The organism is Bradyrhizobium sp. 137 (assembly GCF_023074095.1).
Lineage (GTDB): Bacteria > Pseudomonadota > Alphaproteobacteria > Rhizobiales > Xanthobacteraceae > Bradyrhizobium.
Map to the genome: position 1 here is coordinate 87,943 of NZ_JADPKU010000050.1, position 20,210 is coordinate 108,152.

Here is a 20,210-nt window from a genome sequence, read left to right on the forward strand (position 1 = left end):
AACCGCTCACGACAGGCCCGGACGGCCGCGTCCTCGCGGCCGTCCCAAGAAACGGATCTCCCCATGCTGTTCGCCATTCACGCCCTCGACCGCGCCGGCGCGCTGCCGACCCGGCTCGCCAATTACGACGCCCACAAGGCTTTCCTCAGCGACACCTCGCGCTTCGGCGTCAAGATCGTGATGTCGGGACCGCTCGTCTCCGACGACGGCGCGACCATGATCGGCAGCCTGTTCCTGATCGAGGCGGCAGGTCGCACCGAGGTCGAGGCCTTCAACCGCGCCGATCCTTTTGCCGCCGCCGGCATCTGGGAGAAGGTGACGATTACGGGCTTCCTGCGCCGCCAGGGTTGAGGCGTTAAGGCGCGTCTTCGAGGTGACAGGCCACCCACTGCTCGGCGCCCGTCGCGCGCAGCGTCGGCTCCTCGGTCCGGCAGCGGTCGAAGACGAAGGGACAGCGGGTGTGGAAACGGCATCCACGCGGCGGATTGATCGGGCTCGGCACGTCGCCCTTGAGGATGATGGGATTGCGCCGGGCGCCCGGCTCGGGCAACGGCACCGCCGAAAGCAGCGCCTTGGTATAGGGGTGCTTTGGCGCGGCAAATATCTCGCGGCGCGGCGCCACCTCGATGATCTTGCCGAGATACATCACTGCAACGCGGTGGGTCATGTGCTCGACGATCGCGAGATCGTGGCTGATGAACAAGAGCGCAAGGCCGAACTCGTGCTGGAGATCCTGAAGCAGATTGACGATCTGCGCCTTGACCGAGACGTCGAGCGCCGAGACTGCCTCGTCGCAGACGATCAACTCGGGCTCGGCCGCGAGCGCCCGCGCGATACCGATGCGCTGGCGCTGGCCGCCGGAGAACTCGTGGGGCCTGCGATTCAGCGCCTCGCGCGGCAGGCGGACCGTGTCCATCAGCGCGGTGACGCGCAGTTCGAGGTCTTCCGCGGATTTGGCGAGGCCGAAATTGCGGATCGGTTCGGCCAGGATGTCGCGCACGCGCATGCGCGGATTGAGACTCGAGAACGGATCCTGGAATACCACCTGCACGCGGCGGCGCATCTGACGCATCGTGCTCGGCGCGGCATCGTCGATCCTCTGGCCGTCGAGGATCACCTGCCCCGCGGTGATGTCGAACAGCCGCAGGATGGCGCGACCGACCGTCGACTTGCCGCAGCCGGACTCGCCGACCAGCGACAGCGTCTCGCCGCGCGCGATCTCGAACGACACGCCGTCCACCGCATAGACCCGTTCGGACTTGCGGCCGAACAAGCCGGTCTTGACCGGAAAATGCTTCTTGAGGTCGTTGACCTGGAGCAGCGGAGCACTCATGCCGCGACGGCTCCCTTGGCCGCATAGTGGCAGGCGGCGATATGACGGGGATCCTTCTCTTCGAGCCCCGGCGCATATTGCCGGCAGAGGTCGGTCGCAAGCGCACAGCGTCCGGCAAAGACGCAGCCGGTGATCCGCTTGCGCAGATCAGGCACCTGGCCGGGAATCTCGGCCAGTCGTCTCGCAGTGCCGGTCAGCGAGGAGCCGAGGCGCGGCACCGCGCCGAGCAGGCCTTGCGTATAGGGATGGCGCGGCGAACGGAACAGTTCGGCTACCGGTGCCTCCTCGACCTTGCAGCCGGCATACATAACCATGACGCGTTCGGCGATTTCGGCGACGACGCCGAGATCGTGCGTGATCAGGATGATGGCTGCGCCGACCCGGCGCTTCAGATCCAGCATCAGTTTCAGGATCTGTGCCTGGATGGTCACGTCTAGGGCGGTCGTGGGCTCATCCGCGATGAGAAGCTTCGGATTGCAGGCGAGCGCGATGGCGATCATGACGCGCTGGCGCATGCCGCCGGAGAGCTGGTGCGGATATTCGCGCACGCGGCGCTTCGGCTCGGGAATGCCGACCAGCGTCAGCATCTCGATGGCGTGCGTCTCGGCGGCCTGCTTGTCCAGGCCCTGATGGATCATCAAGGTCTCCCGGATCTGGCGGCCGACCGTGAGGACCGGGTTCAGGCTTGTCATCGGCTCCTGGAAGATCATCGAGATGTCGTTGCCGCGGATGGCGCGCATCTCGCGATCGGACAGTTGCAGCAGGTCCCTCCCCGCAAAGCGGATGGCGCCTGCGATCCGGCCCGGCGGTTCCGGGATCAGCCGCATCACCGACATCGACGTCACCGACTTGCCGCAGCCGGACTCGCCGACGATGGCAAGCGTCTCGCCCTCGTTGACGTGGAAGGACACGCCGTCCACCGCGCGGTTGATGCCGCTGGGGGTACGGAAATGGGTCTGGAGGTTCTCGACTTCGAGCAGTGGCATCGCGATCAGCCCCTCTTCAAAGGCTCTTGGCCATGCGCGGATCGAGCGCGTCGCGAAGACCGTCGCCAAGCAGGTTCACGGCGAGCACGGTCACGGACAGGAATGCAGCCGGAAAGAACACGATGTAGGGCTTGACCTGCCACAGCGCGCGGCCCTCGGCCATGATGTTGCCCCAGGACGGAATAGTCGGCGGCGTCCCTGCGCCGATGAAGGACAGGATCGCCTCCGTGATCATGGCGCTGGCGCAGATATAGGTCGCCTGCACCAGCATCGGCGCCACCGTGTTGGGCAGGATATGGCGCAAGATGATCATCGGCGTGCGCGTGCCGCAGGCGACGGCTGCGTCCACATAAGGCTGCTCGCGCAACGACAGCACCACGCTGCGGACGAGGCGCGAAACACGCGGGATTTCGGCGATGGTGATAGCCAGGATGACGTTGCCGACGCTGCCGCGGGTCAGCGCCATCAGCGCGATCGCGAGCAGGATCGGCGGGATCGACATCAGGCCGTCCATGAAGCGCATTAGGATGCCGTCGGCCCAGCGGATGAAGCCGGAAACCATGCCGATGGCAAGGCCGGCCGCGGATGCGAAGATCGCAACTGAAAGCCCGACCGTGAGCGAGACCCGCGCGCCAAACAGCACGCGCGAATAGATGTCGCGGCCGAGCACGTCGGTGCCGAACCAGAAATCGGCCGACGGCGCCCGCGTGCGCTTGGCCGGCGCGAGCGCGGTCGGGTCGACTGTTCCGAGATATGGCGCAAAGATCGCGATCAGGACCAGGGTCAGCAGCAGCGCGCCGCCGATCGCGACTGTCGGATGGCCGCGCAAGAACCCGATGAAACCGAGCCGGATCCTGACCGGTCGCAGGATCTCGGGTAGTTGTGGCGCGACGACGAAGCCAGCGGGAAGCGATTGCGGATTGACGGTGGTATCGGTCAATAGCGGATCCTCGGGTCAACGAGCGTGTAGATGACGTCGATCATCAGATTGACGAGGACGTAGACGAAGCTGAACAGCAGCACGATACCCTGGATGACGGGATAGTCGCGGCGCAAGATCGCGTCGATCGTGAGGCGGCCGAGACCGGGGATCGCGAACACACTCTCCGTGACCACCGCGCCGCCGATCAGGAGTGCGATGCCGATTCCGATCACGGTCACGATCGGAACCGCCGCGTTCTTCAGCGCGTGAACGAACAGGATGCCCCCCTGCCCGAGGCCCTTGGCGCGGGCGGTGCGAATATAATCCTGCTGCAAGACTTCGAGCATGGTGGCGCGGGTGATGCGCGCGATCAGCGCAATGTAGACGCAGCCGAGCGCGATCGCCGGCAGGATCAGGTTCTCGAGCCACGGCCAGAAGCCTTGCGCGAGCGGCGTATACCCCTGCACCGGCAGCCATTCCAACTCGAGCGCGAAGACGTAGGCGAGCATGTAGCCGACCACGAAGACGGGCAGCGAGAAGCCGAACACGGCAAAGCCCATGATCACGCGGTCGATCAGGCTGCCAGCCTTCCACGCCGCCACCACGCCGAGCGGCACCGCGACCACGATTGTGAGCAGCAGGGTGACCATCATCAGTGACAGCGTCGGTCCGAGGCGCTGGCCGATCAGCGCCGACACGGGCAGATTGGTGAAGATCGAGGTGCCGAGATCGCCGTGCAGGATACGCCAGACCCAGCTTCCGAACTGGACCAGGAAGGGCCGATCGAGGCCGAGGCTCTGGCGGATGCGCTCGACATCCTCCGGGCTCGCCTGATCGCCCGCGATCACCACGGCGGGATCACCGGGCGCGATGTAGAGCAGGCTGAACACGAACAGCGCGACGATCGCCATCACCGGAAGTGTTGCGACGATGCGACGGAGGATGTACGAGAGCATCTGGCCTCAACGCAGGATCATGCGGACTTCGACACGCCCCAGAAGAACGGCAGCGGCCCCTTGGTGATGCCGGAGACGTTCTTGCGCCACGCCGTGTAGCTCAGGAAGAATCCTGTCGGCGCATAGACGACGTCCTCGAGCGCCGCCTTGTTGAGGCGGGCGACCGCAGCCTTCTCCTCATCGATGTTCTTGGCGTCGAACCAGGCCGTGACCTCCTTTTCGGTGCCGGGGCTGCTCGGCCAGCCGAACCAGGCCTTGTCGCCATTGGCGCGAATGGCGGTGTAGGGGGCCGGATTGATGCAATCCGCACCCGCATGCCAGGTGTGGAACATGTTCCAGCCGCCCTGGCCGGGCGGCGTCTTCTGCGCACGGCGCGAGCCGACCGTGCCCCAATCGGTGGCAACGAAGTCGACATTCATGCCGAGCTTCTTCAGGAGGTCCGCCGTGACGTCTCCTTGCGCCTTCGTGATCGGCTGATCCTGCGCGACCAGGCAGGTCACCGGCTGGCCGGAATAGCCGCTCTCGGCGAGCAGCTTCTTGGCCGCATCGAAATCACGCTTGCCTTTCAGGATCTCGCCACCTGCTTCGCTGTAGAGCGGCGTATTCGGCGTGAAGAAGCCGGGGAGCGGCTTCCAGAGCGCAGTGTCGTCGCCGACGATCGCGCGCATATAATCTTCCTGGCTCAGCGCCATCAGCACGGCACGGCGCGCCCGCACATCGTTGAAGGGCGCAAAGAGGTGATTCATGCGGAACGAGCCGATATTGCCAAGGGGATCGCCGATGTCGACGCTGATATTCTTGTTTTTCTTCAGGACCGGAACGAGGTCGGCGATCGGGCTCTCCCACCAGTCGACCTCGCCGTTCTGCAACGCGGCGGCCGCGGTGGCCGGATCCGGCATCACCACCCACTCCACGCGATCGACCAGGATCTGCTTGCCGCCGGCAAGCCAGGATGCCTTCTCCTGCCGCGGCACGTAGTCGGCGAACTTCTCGAACACCGCTTTCGCGCCGGGCACCCACTCGCCCTTGGCGAACTTCATCGGACCGGAGCCGACGTAATCCGTGATCTGCTTGAACGGATCGGTCTGCGCGATGCGCTCCGGCATGATGAAGGAGCAAGGCGAATTGTTCTTTGCCAGCGCGTAAAGCATCTTCGGATAGGGCTGCTTCAGCACCCATTTGAAGGTGCGGTCGTCAACGGCGGTGAGTTCCTGCTGGAGCGCCTTGATCATGAGGCCCATCGGATCGCGGGCCGCCCAGCGGGAAAGGCTCGCGACGACGTCCTTGCTCAGCACCGGCTCGCCGTCGTGGAACTTGAGGCCAGGCCTTAAGCGAAACGTCCAGGTCGTACCGTCGTCCGTCACTTCCTCGGACTCGACCATTTGCCGCTGCGGCTGAAGCGAGGAATCGATGCCGTAGAGCGTGTCCCAGACCATCGCTGCAGCGTTGCGCACGACATATTGAGTGCCCCAGATCGGATCGAAATTGGCGAGGTTTGCCTGCGGCACGAAGCGCAGGGTGCGCGCCGCACCTTGCGACAGGGCGGGGGCCGAAAGGCCGCCCGTCAATGCCAGACCGCCCGCACCAGCCAGTCCCTTCAATACGGTCCTGCGATCCATGAAGTCCTCCCAGTATTGCCGTGATGCCGGCCATCATTGGCCACGGGCAGGTGAAACCAGAGCCCATTGGCGTGCAAATGGTATGCCACTAACCCCACCTTCGCCAGCGGGATTTGGATCGGACTTCGCGCGTCCTGGCAGGCGCCGCCGCGATCAGCACGGCGTATCGTGCGCCGCCCGCGTATCGCTGATCTGCTGATCCCTGCCGTATCGAGCCGCCCTTGCGCCTTAATTCAGGCTGCCAGCGAGGACCGCAAGCGCCGCCAGCCGATGACAATGCCGGTGATGGAGAACACCAGCCCGAGGGCACAGAGCCCGACGGTCACGACGTCGCGCAGCCGCGGATGCGAGAGCAGGACCGGGAAGTCGAGCGTGTGCAGTGCGCCGTAAAGCCAGCGGTAGGCGCGCCGCGACGGATCCAATCTTTGCAGCACGGCGCCGTCGGCGCCATCGACGTCGAACCAGTTCTCGCCGCACAACGAGCGGTAGACCGGTGCACCCGGCATCATGGATCGGGCGGGGTAGCCGTCGTTGTCAGGAAGGACGGATGGTGGAGCGCAGCCGTCTGCAAAGCGCCCGGTCAGCCCCTGAATCTCGTGCACGTCAAGGAATCCCCGCGGTCCATCGCGCGGCGCATCCCCTGTCCTGATCAACGTCTGACGGCCGAGCGCCACCCGATCGCGCCGATAGACATTGCCGTTGAAGGCGAACCATTCGACCTCGCGAGCCAAGGCAGATATTGGCCACCGATCGAGCGATGAAGCATCCCGCCAATCCGGCGCTGCGTTCACCAGGCCGGCCTCAGTGGTGGTCAACTGCCCGCGCGAGAACAGTCGGCCGTGATCCATCGAGAGCCAGCCGCTGAAGATCCAGGTCAGCACGAAGACTGTCGCTGCCAAGCCGATCAAGTGATGCAAGGCGTGCCAGCCACGGTAAGGCGACGAGATCTGCCTCTTGCCAATCCTGATCCGCACAATCCCGAGCACCGTACCAAGTACAGCCGCGATCAGAGCCAGCAGCGATAGCGACCACACCAGCCGATCCCATAGCGCCCAGTCGCTTCTCAGAACGGTCGGATAGATCCAGTGCAGCACACTGCCGACAAGATTCCAGCCTCGCTCGCGCCGCGTCGTATCCAGGACGATCTCACCGGTGAGCGACGAGACGTAGACTTCCGTCCCGGCGGCATCGCCGAGGGCCACGCGCAACAAGGGTCGATGGCGATCGAATCCGTTCGGTACGCTCCACTGATCGACATCCGCACGGCCGACAATCCTCGCATGCGAGGCATCGATCTCGCGCGGGCGCGCATGAGCCTGCGCAATAGCCAGTGCGAGATCGGCGGATTTCACCGACGCGTCGTTCCCGTCGGCCGCGCGGATTGCGCGCTGACGCGATGGACCCGAGACGATGTAAACCGCGCCGTCGCTTCGCTGGATCAGCCGAACGCGCGTGGCATCCGCGATCCCGCTCGCGGCAGCGGCGCCGGCAACCGGTATTCTCGTCTCTTCGCGATCCAGCGGCACGAGTCCGGCAAATCGCTCCGCCTCCGTCAACGACGGGAACGGAACGAAGTGCATCACGATCCCGGTCGCGAACCACATCGCGAACAGCAGGCAGAAGGCGATCCCGAGCCAGCGGTGCAGCAGGACGATCGCACTCATCATCCGTCTAACACCTCACCATTTGAACGCCGCGGAGATTTCGTAGGTCCGCGGCGCGCCGAGCAGGATTTGGTCGGGGTAGAACGGATCGCCCCAGATCGCATACCGCTTGTCGGTTATATTGCGCACACGGAAGGTCAGGCGAGCCTGGTCGACCGCATTGAACACCGTCTTGGGAATGTCGACGAAGGCATAGACGTCGGCCACAGTGTAGGCCTTCATCGTCACCACGTTGGCATCGGTGTTGTAACGGTCGCCGACGTGACGGCCGGTGATGCCGAGCTCCACCGGCCAGGGCGTGAAGAAGCGATACGAAGCGCCGGCGTTGGCCACGATGCGCGGCACGTTCGGCGGCGTGTTGCCGGAGAATGAGCCGCCGGCAAAATTGTAGTCGGCATAGCGCGCATCGACAAAGGCGATGTTGCCCCAGAGACGCAGGGGCTCGATCGGGCGCACGGACGCCGCGAGTTCCACGCCCTTCGACTCCTGCCGTCCGGCGATATTCAACTGCATGCCGCCGGCCGCGGCGTAGACGTTCTTGCGCACAATGTCGTAGGCGGAAAAAGACCACTCCGCCCTGTTGTCCCAGAACAGATGCTTGACGCCGGTCTCATAAGTGCGCGCGGTCGTCAGTTCGAGCGGCTGGGTCGGCCCGAGCAGAAAGATGTTGTTGGCGGAGATATCAGCGCCGGTGGCGTACTGGCTGAAGAAGGTCAGGCCGGGCACGGCCTCCCAGGTGTAGCCGATGCGACCGGTGACCGGCGCCCAGTCTTTCGTGAACGGAAAGCCAGCCTTCTCCAGGCCGTTCTTATCGGTCGAGTTGCGGTCGAGCCCGATATGCTCGACGCGCAGGCCGCCGACCAGTGCGAAGGTACGTGTCAGCTTCAGCCGGTCCTCGAACGACAGCGCCTCATTGTCGATGCGCGCGGTTTGCTGCTGGATCGTGAGCGGGCCGTAAAAGCCGCGGTCGGGATTGACCAGCGAAACGGAATCGCCTGGGAAGTTTGCCGCACCCGGCCTGACGAAGTCGAGATAGCTTGACGACAACGTCGTGACCAGCCGGTTGTCGAAGCCTGCAATGTTCGTGTCCCAGATCAGGTCGGTGATGTTGCCCACCAGCCGCTGGCTGTGCGCGACATAGAAGCGTTCACGATCGACCATGTTCGTCGTGGAATTGAACGCCTCGATCTCGTTGTTGAACCAGGTCCGTTCTGCACCGTAGCCATATGCCTGGCTCTTCAGCGTCAGGTCCGGCGCGAGCTTCAGCTCGAAGCCACCGCGCAGCCACACCTCCTGGGCGGCGTTGCGATTGTCGAGGACGTTGTAATTGGTGTTGAAGGTGCGGTCGTCAATGGTGACGGCGCCGAGATTGCTTCCGTTGTAGTTGGAGACGTAATTGCCGGAGACGATCCCCGTCGTCGCGTGCGAGCCGCTGAAGGCGATCGGCACCAGCGGCGCGCCCCAATAGGCTTTGGAGCGGTCCTCCCTGTATTCGATTGCGCCCCAGATCTTGAGACTGTCCGAGATGCGGTAATTGAGCTGGCCGGACGTGCCGAACGTCTTGACGTTGGTGTCGTCGGCAAAGCCGTTGAGGGTGGAACGGCTGATGTCGACGCGATAGTCCAGGCCCTGCACGTTGGTGCTGCCACCCGAGCCATAGTGGACGCGGAACGAGTTCAGGGAATCCCAAGAGAAATCAGCCTCGTTCCGGACCGGTCCTGTATGCGGCTGCTTGGTGACGAAGTTGATGGCGCCGCCGGCAGCGCCCTCGCCTGAAATCAGCGAGGCCGGACCTTTCAGGAATTCAACGGCCTCCAGATTGGCGGTGTCTACGATCCGCGAGGTCATGTTCTGCGGACCGATCTTGATGCCGTTGTAGAGCGTGTTGATCTGGCTGTTGGTGAAGCCGCGCATGGAGAAGGCTGAAGGTTCAGCCGGATTGTCGCCGGAGGTGACGCCGACCGCGCCCTGCGCCACTTCGGAGACAGTGCGATAGCTCTGCTCGCGCATCGTCTCGGCCGAGATGACTTCGGCGGTCGCCGGCGTTTCACGCACGGTGAGGCCGAGCCGCGAGGCGCTTTCAGCCACAGCATTGCTGTTGAGCGGCGTTGGTGCCGCGGCGGCCGGCACGACAGGCTTGGGCGCTGCGGATGCAGTCGCTGGCCTGCGCGCCGTTGCACGGCGTGTGCCCTGCGCCTCCCGGCCCGCCGGCTTGGCCTGCTTGCGGGATTGGGCGGGCGACACCTCGACCGGCGGCAGCGACTCGCGGACCTGCTGCGCCCGGGCGGCAGATACATCGACGGCGGCCAGTGACGTAAGCGCCGCGGAGGCAAGCAGGAAGCGGTGCGGTCGTACAAAAAGGAGACAAGACACGGTTTTCGAAACCTCGGTATGACGTCAGTGGCACGTCACAGCGAACGAGGTCTCACCTTTGGCCTGTCAGCCCTTCGATGAAGCCGAATGTCTGTACTCCCCGACCGACATCTTCGCGTGTGACCACGGCTGACGGCAGGTCTCCTGGCTCGCGGGTCGTGACCGCTTCGTCGCCTTCCCGGGACCGAGGACCCAGTGGCTTCTGACGAAGGATTCACCGCTTACAGTTGCGGGGGCAGCCGCGGCATTGGGGACGAATTCCCCGCACCGCATTCCCTTTTCATCCCCTCTCGGGGAAACCGTCGCCAGCATCTAGGATTACGATCAAGACGGAGTCAATGTGCAAGCTGCGGCGTTATTGCCACAGCAACCAACTTCCTTGGAGACGAGCATGGAAGGCGAGACCTTCCTCTGGCTGATACGGCATGCGCCGGTCGATGGCGTCACAGGGACGATCCATGCCGCCGATGCCCCGGCCGATCTTCGCGATCGCGCGCAGCTAGAGGCACTGCGGCAGTCTCTGCCGAGAGGCGCGGCGAGCCATGCGAGCCCAGCGCGGCGCACGATCGAGACCGCGCATGCGCTGGGACTCGCGCCCGAGCTGATCCCCGAATTCGGGGAACAGGATTTCGGCGCATGGACCGGCCGTCGGCATGACGAGATCGGCGCGGCCGGGGACGAGGCCTATGCGCAATTCTGGAGCGATCCGGCGCGCGGACGTCCGCCGGGCGGCGAGAGCTTTGCGGATCAGGTCGCGCGCGTCCGGCTTGGGCTCTCGCGGATCGGCGCGGGCTCCGCAACGCTCGTCGTGCATTCCGGCACGATCCGCGCCGCGCTGTGCATCGCGCTGGATCTGACGCCGCACGCCGCCTTGCGCTTCGTGATCGATCCGCTGTCGCTCACCCGGATCGACCGGCTCGCCACTGGGTGGCGCGTCGTCTCCGTCAATCAGCGGATGGCCTGAGCCCGATCAGGCCGGGCGATCCGGCACATTGGCTTGCGCAAAAGTCGCCATCCCGTTGTGGAGCGCGCAAGCCGACCGCACCAGCGGCAACGCGATCGCAGCGCCGGAGCCCTCACCGAGCCGGAGATCGAGGCTGATCAGCGGCTGCACGTTCAGCGCACGCAGCACCAGCCGATGCCCCTGCTCCGCCGATTGATGCGACGGCAGCAGGAACGGCCGGCACGATGGGTTGATCTGCACCGCCACCAGCGCCGCGACCGACACGATGAATCCGTCGATCAATACGGGAAGGCGGCGTTGCGCCGCCGCGATGATAGCGCCGCAGATCGCCGCGATCTCGAGACCGCCGACGGCACACAAGATGTGTTCGGGCGAAGCCCCCGCAATACCGTGGCGCGCAATCGCGGCATCGATCACCCGCGCCTTGTGCGCGCGGCCGGCCGCGTCGATTCCGGTGCCGCTGCCCGCGATTTCCTCGGCGCTGATGCCGAGCAGACTCGCCGCAATGGCCGCCGAGACCGTGGTGTTGCCAATGCCCATCTCGCCGAAGATCACCAGATCAGGCCGGCCGACTTCCGCGCGCGCAACCGCGCGCTGGCCGGCCGCGAAGGCGAATGCCAGTTCCGCCGGCTCAAGTGCAGCTTCCTCGCTGAAATCGCGCGTGCCGCTCCGCGGCTTGTCGGTGACGACGCCCGCCATCTGTTCCTGCGCCAGCGTGCCGGCGTCGACCACCTCCAGGCTGGAGCCAAGCTCACGCGCCAGCACTGAGATCGCGGCGCCACCGGACGCAAAATTCGCCATCATTGCGATGGTCACAGCTTGAGGATAGGCCGACACACCCTGCGCAACGATGCCGTGATCGCCGGCGAAGACGATGATCGGCACGCGCGCGGCGCGAGGAGATTCCGTCGCTTGCAGGCCCGCAAGCTCGATCGCCAGTTGCTCAAGCCGGCCGAGCGCGCCGGTCGGTTTTGTCAACTGCGTCTGCCGCGCGATCGCTGCCTCGCGGTGCATCGCGGAGATTTCGGGACACTCTTGGTAGACCCATTCGGGGAGCATGCAGCCTCGCTTAACGCGTGCGCTTGAGAATGTAGCTGTCCATGATCCAGCCATGCCGCTCGCGCGCTTCCTGCCGAAGTGCGACGATGCGCGGGCCGACTTCGGCCAACGCGCCGGACATGACGATCTGGTTGGGCATGCCGAGATAGGCACCCCACCAGATCTGCAGACTTTCCGGAGCGAGCGACTCGAACGCCGTGCCGCCGTCGAGCATCACCGCGATGGTATCGACTCCTTGTGGCCAGCCGCCTTCGCGCAAGCGCCGCCCCGTCGTGACCAGGAATGGCTCACCGATGTCGTTGAGCGGCAGCGCATGCGCGGCGCACAGCGCCTGGATCGAAGTAATGCCGGGCACGACCTCGATCGTCGGTAACGGATCGAGCCGCCGCGCAATGCGGAGCGAGGAATCGTACAGCGAAGGATCGCCCCAGATCAGCAGCGCGACCTTGCCCTCGCCGTCGAGATGATTTGCGATGGTTTGCGACCAGGTTGCCGCCACCGCATCGTGCCAATCGTCCACGCCCTTTTGGTAGTCCGCCTCAGTCGTGTCCCGCACTGGCAAGTCGAACTCGGCGATGCGCGTGCTCGCGCTGGTGAGCACGTCCGCGCAGATCGTCCGCCTGAGATCCGCCAGATCGGATTTCGCCGGCCCCTTGCGCGGGATCAGGACGATGTCGGCAGCGTTGATGGCACGGGCCGCGGCGCGCGTGAGCTGCCCGGGATCGCCGCAACCGATGCCTATCAGGGAAAGCGTGAGCATCGCGAGCGCGAAGGGCGGCCGCACCGGCCGCCCTTCGCTTGTCTCTCAAGCGCCGTTATGCAGGCGCGGCGTGACGAGGCCGGGCGCAGTGACACCGCGCAGCGACTTCGCCAGCGCCAGCACCGCGAGATCGGCGAGCGGTTCGATCACGATGACCAGCGCATAGGATGCCGCAAACGCCGCGATGTTGGCGAGGTTGGTCGCGCCGAAGCCGGAGCCATAGAGCGCCCAGAACGCCACCCAGGCGACGATGCCGGACTGATAGGCGGTCGAGAGCGCCAGCGCCTGACGGTATTGCAGATCGACGTAAGCCGTGTTGCGCGGAATGATCCGCGTGGCCAACGCCTGAATCGCGAACAGCGGCACCAGGAGCGTGGTGATGTTCATGCCGTATTGCGGCAGGTCGGTCGGCACGAAGAAGACGCCCTGGAGCAGCAGGCCGAACGCAAGGCCGAAGGCGGCGGGCGCAGCACCGAACAGCAGGAACAGCGTCGAGCCGAGGATGAAGTGCACCTCGGAGACGCCGACGGGGAAGTGCGGCAGCACCTGGAAGAAGCTGAAGACGAGGCCGGTGGTGGCGAGCGTGCGCGTCGCGAACGAGCCGATGCCCTGCTCGCGCACGGTGTCGACCGCGAGCTTCAAGGCAACGCCGCCTGCGGCGATGCCGGTTGCGTAACTCAACACGAGCTTGGCGCCCGTCACGATTCCGGGTTCGATATGCATGGCTCAGATCCTTCCTGCCGTCACACCCGACGGCCTTGGCCTCAAAACGTGCAGGGCCGGTCTCCTGGCTCGCGGTTCACTGGGGTTCTCCGGCCTTCCCGAGCCTTGCGGCCCAGTGGCTGATCGGAGCCCCTCACCGCTTACAGTCGCGGGGGCGGCTGGGGATTTGGGCGCCGCAACTGGGTCCGCCCGCCCCCATTCCCGATTATGCTCCGGCGCTTTGCGCCGCGTCGAGCACCATGCCTCTCCTGTGTGCCCCTTTCGCGAGCCGGGCGTCAAGGGGCGAACGGCGGCCGCGGCCATCATGACAGATCGTCTCCTGCCAGCGCCCCGAACAGGATGACGGCGGCGGTGGAAGCGGCGCCGCCGCGCGCAAGCTGCTCGGCAAGCTCGACAATGGTGGTGCGGACCAGCCGCTCGTCGGAACGGCCAAGAGATTCCGCAAACAGCGCCGGCGTATTTGCGGCCAGGCCATGCTCGATCAATTTTGCGGCAAGGGCCGGAAAGGTGCGCCGGCCCATATAAACCACGGTGGTTGCCTCCGGATCTGCCAGCGCCACCCAATTCAGGTTTTGCGGCAGTTCGCCGGTGACGTCAGCCCCGGTCACGAACTGCACCCGCCGCGAGGTGTGGCGCCGGGTCAGGGGGATGCCGGCTTGCGCGGCGGCGACGCAGGCGGATGTGACGCCGGGAATGATCTCGTAGCCGATGCCGGCCTCGCGCAGCGTCTCGAGCTCCTCCTCGAGCCGGCCGAAAATGCCGGCGTCGCCAGACTTCAGCCGCACCACGCGCGCGCCAGTTGCGGCGTAGTCAACCAAAAGGCGGTTGACGTGGTGCTGCTTGGTGGAGGGCCGCCCTGCCCGTTTGCCCACCGCGACGAGATTGGCGCCGGGACGGGCGAGATCGAGGATCGCGCCGGAGGCAAGATCATCATAGAGCACGACGTCGGCCTCGCGCAGCCGTGCAGTCCCCTTCACCGTGAGGAGTTCTGGGTCGCCGGGGCCGGCGGAGACGAAACTGACAAAACCGCTCACCGGTCCTCCGCAATCAGATGGAAGAACGTGCCGGTGGCTTGGCCCCGCCGCGAGCCGGTCTCGGCAATGACCGCGCCGGTTGCATCGTGGACCACGGCCAGCGGCGTGTCGGGCTGGGCGATGATCGTCGAATAATGGAACTCGTGGCCGCGCAGGCGTGCGCCTGCCCGGTGCCCCGGCATCGGCGTGTCCAGTTCGGCGAGACGATAGCCCAGATGCATGCGGCGCTTGGCAAAGCTGGTCTCCAGGCCGAGCAGCCCCGCCATCTCATGGCGCACGCCATCGGCATCGGTCAAAGCAGTTCCTAGCACCATATAGCCTCCGCATTCGCCGTGGACCGGCCGTGTCTCGGCGAAGGACCGCACGCCGCTGCGAAAGCGTGCGTTGGCCGCGATCTTGCCGGCATGAAGCTCGGGATAGCCGCCGGGCAGCCAGCAGACATCGGCGCTCGCGTCGGGCGATTCGTCGGCCAGCGGCGAGAACGGCACGATCTCGGCGCCGGCCGCGCGCCAGGCCTCCAGCATGTGCGGATAGACGAAGGAGAACGCCGCATCGCGGGCGAGCGCAATGCGCTGCCCGGGCGGCGTGACGTTCAAATCATTGCTCGCTGCCTGCGGCGACCAATTGGCGGCCGCCCGCAGCACCGCATCGAGATCGACATGCTCGGCAACGAAGCGCGCGGCCTCGTCGATCAGCTTGCCGATCCCGGTCTGCTCCTCGGCCTGCACCAGGCCGAGATGCCGCTTTGGCAGGCTAATCTCGGCATGGCGTGGCAATACGCCGAACACGGCGATGCCGGCGTCTCTCAGCGCGCGACGCACGAGATCTTCGTGGCGTGGGCTGGCGACACGATTGAGCACGACGCCGGCAAGGCGCACGCCAGGGCGGTAGTCGCGAAGGCCCGCGGCAATCGCTGCCGCGGTCTGCGCTTGGCCAGAGGGATCGATCACCAGCAGCACGGGCCAGCCCAGCATCTCGGCGATGTCTGCGGTGGCGCCGGTGCCGGAGACGCCGCGCGCGGCGACGCCGTCGAACAGGCCCATCGAGCCCTCCGCGAGCACGACGTCGGCATCCGCGCCGCGGCTGACGAGATGCGCGATCGCCCCGCGATCCATTGCCCAGCTATCGATATTGACGGAGGCCCGTCCCGTCGCCGCAGCGTGAAAGGCGGGATCGATATAGTCGGGCCCGCTCTTGAAGCACTGCACGTTCAAGCCGCGATTGCGCCAAGCGCGGGCGAGCGCCAGCGTCAGCGTGGTCTTGCCGACGCCTGAGGCCGGTGCGGAGATGACGAGACCTGCCGCCATCAGGGCGCCTCCGGGAAGCGGGGCTCGGCGCCAACCGGCCGATAGCGGCGATCATAGTCGGCGGCATAGAGGCGGCTCTCGTCAAAATCCGTGGCATTCAGCGTCCTGCCGACCAGGACCAGCCCGGTGCGCTCCATCTCGCTGCCTACAGCCGCATCGAGCGTTGCCAGTGTGGCGCGCACGATGCGCTGGTCCGGCCAGCTCGCGCGCCAGACGATCGCGACCGGGCAGTCTGCGCCGTAATGCGGCGTCAGCTCGGCGATGAGCTTGTCGAGCAGGTGGATCGACAGGTGGATCGCGAGCACCGCGCCGGTCGCGGCGAATGCGGCAAGCTTCTCGCCCTCGGGCATGGCGCTGGCCCGGCCCGGCGTGCGCGTCAGCACCACGGTCTGGGCAAGGCCCGGTAGCGTCAGCTCGGCCTCCAGCGCAGCGGCAGCAGCCGAGAAGGACGGCACGCCCGGCGTGACCGAATAGGGGATGCCGAGCGCGCGCAGGCGGCGGAGCTGCTCGCCCATCGCCGACCAGATCGAGAGATCGCCGGAATGCAGACGGGCGACGTCTTTGCCGCCCGCATGCGCGGCGGCGATCTCGGCGATGATCTCGTCGAGCGACAGCGGCGCGGTGTTGACGATCCGCGCGCCCGGCGGGCAATGCGCCAGCACACCCTCCGGCACAAGCGAGCCGGCATAGAGACACAGCGGAGAGGCGGCGATCAGGTCGCGGCCGCGCAACGTCAGCAAATCGGGCGCGCCCGGGCCGGCCCCGATGAAATGCACGGTCATAAGCCGTCTCCTTCCGCAATCGCGGCGGTCGCGGTGCGATCCTGCGAGACAACGCGTGTCGCAATCAGCCGCGCGCGAGGGCCGGCCACTGCGAGCGCCGCGGCTTCGGCAACCGATCCCGTGCCGAACTTTTCCGCGATGAACTCCGATTGCGTCGGCGTGTCGATGCCCGCGAGCATGTGCACCGGAACCGCCTTGATCGGCACGCCGCATTCACGCGCGAGCTGCTTCAGCGCTTCGGCCTCGGCCTTGTCGCTGACGGTCGCCACTGCCGCAAGGCCTTCGGGACCGCCGGCCGCCAGCAGCGCCTCGCGCAGTGAAGCCAGCGTCACGTCGTTCTTGAATCCGAGCCCGGCAACTTTCATCGGACCACACTCCATTGCACCACCGGCCGCGCCGCTTCCCAGGAGCGGTAGCGACCGAGTGGACTTGCATGCGCGATCTCGACGCGCATCAGCTCGCCGCCGTGGCGCTGATGCAGCTCGCCGAGCAGCGCCTCTGTCTCCAGCGTCACCGCATGCGCGACGAGCCGCGCCCCAGGCGCCAGCCGCGACCAGATGGCGTCAAACATCGCGCCATCGAGGCCGCCGCCGACGAAGACAGCGTCCGGCGCGTCCAGCGCTGTCACAGCATCGGGTGCTTCGCCCGCGATGACCTTGATCCGATGCTCCAGTCCGAACGCGGCCGCGTTGCTGCGGATGTTGGCAGCCCGATCATCACGCGCCTCAATGGCCACCGCCGTTCCGCCGCACAGCGCCCACTCGATCGAGATCGAGCCCGAACCGGCGCCGATGTCCCACAGCGTCCTGCCGGGACACGGCGCCAGCGCCGAGAGCGCAAAGGCGCGCATCGGCCGCTTGGTGATCTGGCCGTCGTGAGCGAAGAGATCGTCCGGCAGGCCCGAACCGCGAGACAGCCCCTGCCCTCCCTTCGTCTCCAGCGCAACCGCAGTGAGATTTCCGGACGAAGCGCGCGTAAAGCTCTCAGCGCGATACTCTCTGACGCTTTCATTCGGCCCGCCAAGCGCGGCGAGAGTCCAGAATGCGGAAGGGCCCCAGCCGCGCTCGGTCAGCCAGTTCGCGAGATCGCCGGCCGCTTTGCCATTACGCACGAGACAGATGATCCGCGCCCCGCGCGCCAGATGCTGCACGAGACGTTCGAATGGCGCAGCGTGAAGTCCAAGACAGATCACGGATTCCAGACGCCAGCCGAGCCGCGCAGCGACGAGCGAGAACGTCGACGGCGCGGAGTGCGCAATCCACTCGCCAGCCTGCAGCTTGTCGGCAAGACTTGCGCCGGCGCCATGCCAGAACGGATCGCCTGAGGCGAGCACCACCGTCGGCCGGCCGCGGCAGCTCAGCACGATATCTGCATCGAACGGCACCGGCCACGGACGGCCGCGGCTGCCAACTTGCGCAAGCGCGAGATGGCGCTCGCCGCCGAAGACGGTTTCTGCCTTGGCAAGCGCCTTTCGGCTTGCTTCGGACAGCCCGGCAAGGCCATCTTCGCCGATACCGATGATGGTCAGCCAGGGATCAGCCATGATGCGCGCCCTCGTTCTGGGCGGAACAGCCGATGCGAGCCTGCTGGCTGCGGCGATCGCGCGCGCGGGCATCAAGGCCGTCTATTCCTATGGCGGTCGCACCCGCGCGCCTGCCGATCAGCCGCTGCCGACCCGCATCGGCGGCTTCGGCGGCGTGGGCAGGCTTGCCGAATACCTTCGTCATGAAGGCATCACGCATGTGGTCGACGCGACCCACCCATTCGCGGCGGAGATGAGCCGCAATGCGGTCGAAGCCTGCGCGGAGACGGGCACGCCATTGATTGCGCTGGAGCGAGCGCCCTGGACCAAAGCGCCTGGCGACAACTGGATCGAGGTCGTCGACGTCAACGCCGCCGTCGCAACGCTGCCCGAAAGGCCGGCCAAAGTGTTCCTCGCCATCGGCCGCCAACACATCGCGCCATTTGCGATGACGCCGCAGCATCGCTACACGCTGCGTTTCGTCGATCCCCCCGAAACAACCCTGCCCTTTCCGGCCCACGTGATCGTGTCGCGCGGGCCGTTCACGCTTCATAGCGAGCTGGAGATGATGCGGGAGCGCGGGATCACTTGGATCGTTGCCCGTAATTCCGGCGGAGACGGTGCGCGCGCCAAGATCGATGCGGCCCGCATGCTCGGCCTGCCCGTGATCATGATCTCGCGACCAAACCTGCCCGAGCGGTTGCGGGTGGAGAGCGTTTCCGAGGTCATGCAGTGGCTCGGTCATCGGACCTGCCTCGGCGCATAGACCCAGCGGCCGACGCGGCGGGTCTGCGAATTGCCCACGATCACCAGCGTGCGCATGTCGGCCATCTCGGGTGTCGCTTCGTTCAGAGCGACGGTCTCGATCTTTTCATCGGGCGCGCTGATCGAGCGGGCAAAGATCATCAGGCGCTCGCCGCAACCGGACTCCTTCAGCACCGCAAGCGCGCGGCCAAATCCCTCCGCGCGGCTCGCCGAACGCGGATTGTACATCGCAATGACAAAATCGGCCTCCGCCGCAAGCCGCAGGCGCTTCTCGATCACCGCCCAGGGCTTCAGATTGTCGGAGAGATTGATCGCACAGAAATCATGGCCGAGCGGCGCGCCGGCGCGGGCAGCCGCCGCCAGCATGGCGGTGATGCCGGGCAGCACGCGAATAGGCAGCTCCCGCCATTGCGGTGCCTGCTCGAGCGCCTCGAACACGGCAGAGGCCATCGCGAACACACCGGGATCACCGGAGGAGACGACGACCACCTGGCCGCCTTCCGAGGCAAGCCGCAAGGCTTCGCTTGCGCGCTGCAGCTCTTCGCGATTGTCCGACGGGTGCAGTGCAAGCCCCGGTCGCGGCGGGACGCGGGCGACATAAGGCGCATAGCCGAGAATGTCGGTCGCGGCCGCGAGCGCGGCGGAGACTTCCGGCGTCACCAGCGCGTCGCTGCCAGGGCCGAGCCCTGCGATAGTCAGCGTGCCCGTCATTCGGCGGCGTCCAGGTGCCGGCCCTTGCCGTGCACCAGCACGATCGCGAAATAGGGACAATCGGCGGCATCGACCTCGGCGAGCCGCGCGATGCGCTCGCCGGGCATGGTGCCGCGCTCGACCAGCCAGGCATCGTCCAGCCGTCCGGCGGATGCAAGCGCGCGGCGCACCTTTGCAAGATTGCGGCCGGTCTTCATGATGATGAGTGCATCGGAATTGCGCATGCGCCGCTCGAGTTCGTCTTCGCCAAGCGTCCCCATCAGCACCGTCGTCACATCGTCGCCGAGCGCAATCGGCTGTCCCACGCCGTTCCAGCAGCCGACCATGCCGGGAATGCCCGCGATCACCTCGATCTCGACGCGGCCTTGCAGGCGCGTATGCAGATGCATGAAAGAGCCGTAGAAGTAGGGATCACCCTCGCAGAGCACGACGACGTCGACCGCGCGCGAAAGCCGCGCCAGGCGCTCGGCCCATTCGTCATAGAAGCCGGCGAGCAGATGGACATAGCCGGGGCTGTCGAAGGCGATCTCGGTCGTAACGGGATATTCCATGGGGTATTCGGTGATGTCGGCAGCAAGCATGCCCTCGACGATGCGGCGCGCCTGACCCGGCCTTCCCTTCTTGCGGAAATAGGCGACGTGCCTGGCACCGCGCACCATGCGGTCGGCGCGCACGCTCATCAAATCGGGATCGCCGGGGCCGAGACCGCAGCAGATGATGCGTCCCATGA

20 protein-coding genes and 2 riboswitches are annotated in these 20,210 nt (G+C 66.1%); of the genes, 3 read left to right on the forward strand and 17 right to left on the reverse strand.

All coding sequences use genetic code 11. From position 1 onward, the window contains the following. Positions 1-63: 63 nt before the first annotated feature. Positions 64-351: a YciI family protein gene (locus IVA78_RS12700; protein ID WP_247278169.1), complete on the forward strand. Its 288-nt coding sequence runs from the start codon at positions 64-66 to the stop codon at positions 349-351. A 4-nt stretch (positions 352-355) separates the two neighbouring features. On the opposite strand, the gene IVA78_RS12705 is transcribed toward IVA78_RS12700, so the two are convergent. The 7 genes from IVA78_RS12705 to IVA78_RS12735 form a co-directional block, all read right to left on the reverse strand. After that, positions 356-1,333, reverse strand: a complete 978-nt coding sequence (locus IVA78_RS12705; RefSeq protein ID WP_247278170.1) for an oligopeptide/dipeptide ABC transporter ATP-binding protein — start codon at positions 1,331-1,333, stop codon at positions 356-358. Then, positions 1,330-2,319 (reverse strand): ABC transporter ATP-binding protein, encoded by a 990-nt coding sequence (locus IVA78_RS12710; RefSeq protein WP_247278171.1) that lies wholly within the window; start codon positions 2,317-2,319, stop codon positions 1,330-1,332. The genes IVA78_RS12705 and IVA78_RS12710 overlap by 4 nt, the downstream gene beginning before the upstream one ends. Before the next feature lie 16 nt (positions 2,320-2,335). Then, the gene (locus IVA78_RS12715) at positions 2,336-3,259 is read right to left on the reverse strand and encodes an ABC transporter permease (protein ID WP_247415351.1); all 924 of its coding nucleotides are present in this window, start codon (positions 3,257-3,259) and stop codon (positions 2,336-2,338) included. Further along, entirely contained in the window at positions 3,256-4,197 is a 942-nt protein-coding gene (locus IVA78_RS12720) for an ABC transporter permease (RefSeq protein ID WP_247278173.1), read from the reverse strand. Before IVA78_RS12720 ends, IVA78_RS12715 begins: the two co-directional genes overlap by 4 nt. Before the next feature lie 17 nt (positions 4,198-4,214). Next, positions 4,215-5,816, reverse strand: coding sequence for an ABC transporter substrate-binding protein (locus IVA78_RS12725; RefSeq protein WP_247278174.1), 1,602 nt, complete (start codon positions 5,814-5,816; stop codon positions 4,215-4,217). Between the two features lie 233 nt (positions 5,817-6,049). After that, positions 6,050-7,483 carry a PepSY domain-containing protein gene (locus IVA78_RS12730; protein WP_247278175.1) on the reverse strand — a complete coding sequence of 478 codons (1,434 nt, stop codon included), beginning with the start codon at positions 7,481-7,483 and terminating at the stop codon, positions 6,050-6,052. A gap of 12 nt (positions 7,484-7,495) precedes the next feature. After that, positions 7,496-9,853: a TonB-dependent receptor gene (locus tag IVA78_RS12735; protein ID WP_247278176.1), complete on the reverse strand. Its 2,358-nt coding sequence runs from the start codon at positions 9,851-9,853 to the stop codon at positions 7,496-7,498. 116 nt (positions 9,854-9,969) lie between these two features. Beyond that, positions 9,970-10,172, reverse strand: a riboswitch (cobalamin riboswitch). 72 nt (positions 10,173-10,244) lie between these two features. On the opposite strand from IVA78_RS12735, the gene IVA78_RS12740 reads away from it, so the two are divergent. Next, complete coding sequence (locus IVA78_RS12740; protein WP_247278177.1) at positions 10,245-10,817, forward strand: histidine phosphatase family protein; 573 nt, start codon at positions 10,245-10,247, stop codon at positions 10,815-10,817. 6 nt (positions 10,818-10,823) lie between these two features. Here the strand turns inward: IVA78_RS12740 and cobT are convergent, their stop codons facing one another. The 8 genes from cobT to cbiE form a co-directional block, all read right to left on the reverse strand. Continuing rightward, positions 10,824-11,876 carry a nicotinate-nucleotide--dimethylbenzimidazole phosphoribosyltransferase gene (gene cobT, locus IVA78_RS12745; RefSeq protein WP_247278178.1) on the reverse strand — a complete coding sequence of 351 codons (1,053 nt, stop codon included), beginning with the start codon at positions 11,874-11,876 and terminating at the stop codon, positions 10,824-10,826. A gap of 10 nt (positions 11,877-11,886) precedes the next feature. After that, positions 11,887-12,636: a precorrin-6A synthase (deacetylating) gene (gene cobF, locus IVA78_RS12750; RefSeq protein WP_247278179.1), complete on the reverse strand. Its 750-nt coding sequence runs from the start codon at positions 12,634-12,636 to the stop codon at positions 11,887-11,889. A 45-nt stretch (positions 12,637-12,681) separates the two neighbouring features. Beyond that, positions 12,682-13,359, reverse strand: coding sequence for an energy-coupling factor ABC transporter permease (locus IVA78_RS12755; RefSeq protein WP_247278180.1), 678 nt, complete (start codon positions 13,357-13,359; stop codon positions 12,682-12,684). 36 nt (positions 13,360-13,395) lie between these two features. Continuing rightward, a riboswitch (cobalamin riboswitch) is annotated at positions 13,396-13,616 on the reverse strand. 45 nt (positions 13,617-13,661) lie between these two features. Beyond that, on the reverse strand, positions 13,662-14,393 hold the full coding sequence (gene cobA, locus IVA78_RS12760) for a uroporphyrinogen-III C-methyltransferase (RefSeq protein ID WP_247278181.1): 732 nt from the start codon (positions 14,391-14,393) through the stop codon (positions 13,662-13,664). Further along, positions 14,390-15,700, reverse strand: a complete 1,311-nt coding sequence (locus tag IVA78_RS12765) for a cobyrinate a,c-diamide synthase (protein WP_247278182.1) — start codon at positions 15,698-15,700, stop codon at positions 14,390-14,392. The genes cobA and IVA78_RS12765 overlap by 4 nt, the downstream gene beginning before the upstream one ends. Beyond that, positions 15,700-16,482, reverse strand: a complete 783-nt coding sequence (gene cobM, locus IVA78_RS12770) for a precorrin-4 C(11)-methyltransferase (protein WP_247278183.1) — start codon at positions 16,480-16,482, stop codon at positions 15,700-15,702. The genes IVA78_RS12765 and cobM overlap by 1 nt, the downstream gene beginning before the upstream one ends. Then, positions 16,479-16,847, reverse strand: a complete 369-nt coding sequence (locus tag IVA78_RS12775; protein WP_247278184.1) for a cobalamin biosynthesis protein — start codon at positions 16,845-16,847, stop codon at positions 16,479-16,481. Before IVA78_RS12775 ends, cobM begins: the two co-directional genes overlap by 4 nt. Further along, positions 16,844-18,025, reverse strand: coding sequence for a precorrin-6y C5,15-methyltransferase (decarboxylating) subunit CbiE (gene cbiE, locus IVA78_RS12780; RefSeq protein ID WP_247278185.1), 1,182 nt, complete (start codon positions 18,023-18,025; stop codon positions 16,844-16,846). Before cbiE ends, IVA78_RS12775 begins: the two co-directional genes overlap by 4 nt. On the opposite strand from cbiE, the gene IVA78_RS12785 reads away from it, so the two are divergent. Next, positions 18,024-18,770, forward strand: coding sequence for a cobalt-precorrin-6A reductase (locus tag IVA78_RS12785; protein ID WP_247415359.1), 747 nt, complete (start codon positions 18,024-18,026; stop codon positions 18,768-18,770). The two genes, cbiE and IVA78_RS12785, sit on opposite strands and share 2 nt — an antisense overlap. Here IVA78_RS12785 and cobJ read toward each other — a convergent pair. Beyond that, positions 18,746-19,480, reverse strand: a complete 735-nt coding sequence (gene cobJ, locus IVA78_RS12790; protein ID WP_247278187.1) for a precorrin-3B C(17)-methyltransferase — start codon at positions 19,478-19,480, stop codon at positions 18,746-18,748. The two genes, IVA78_RS12785 and cobJ, sit on opposite strands and share 25 nt — an antisense overlap. Beyond that, positions 19,477-20,208, reverse strand: coding sequence for a precorrin-2 C(20)-methyltransferase (locus IVA78_RS12795; RefSeq protein ID WP_247278188.1), 732 nt, complete (start codon positions 20,206-20,208; stop codon positions 19,477-19,479). Before IVA78_RS12795 ends, cobJ begins: the two co-directional genes overlap by 4 nt. Positions 20,209-20,210 lie beyond the last annotated feature (2 nt).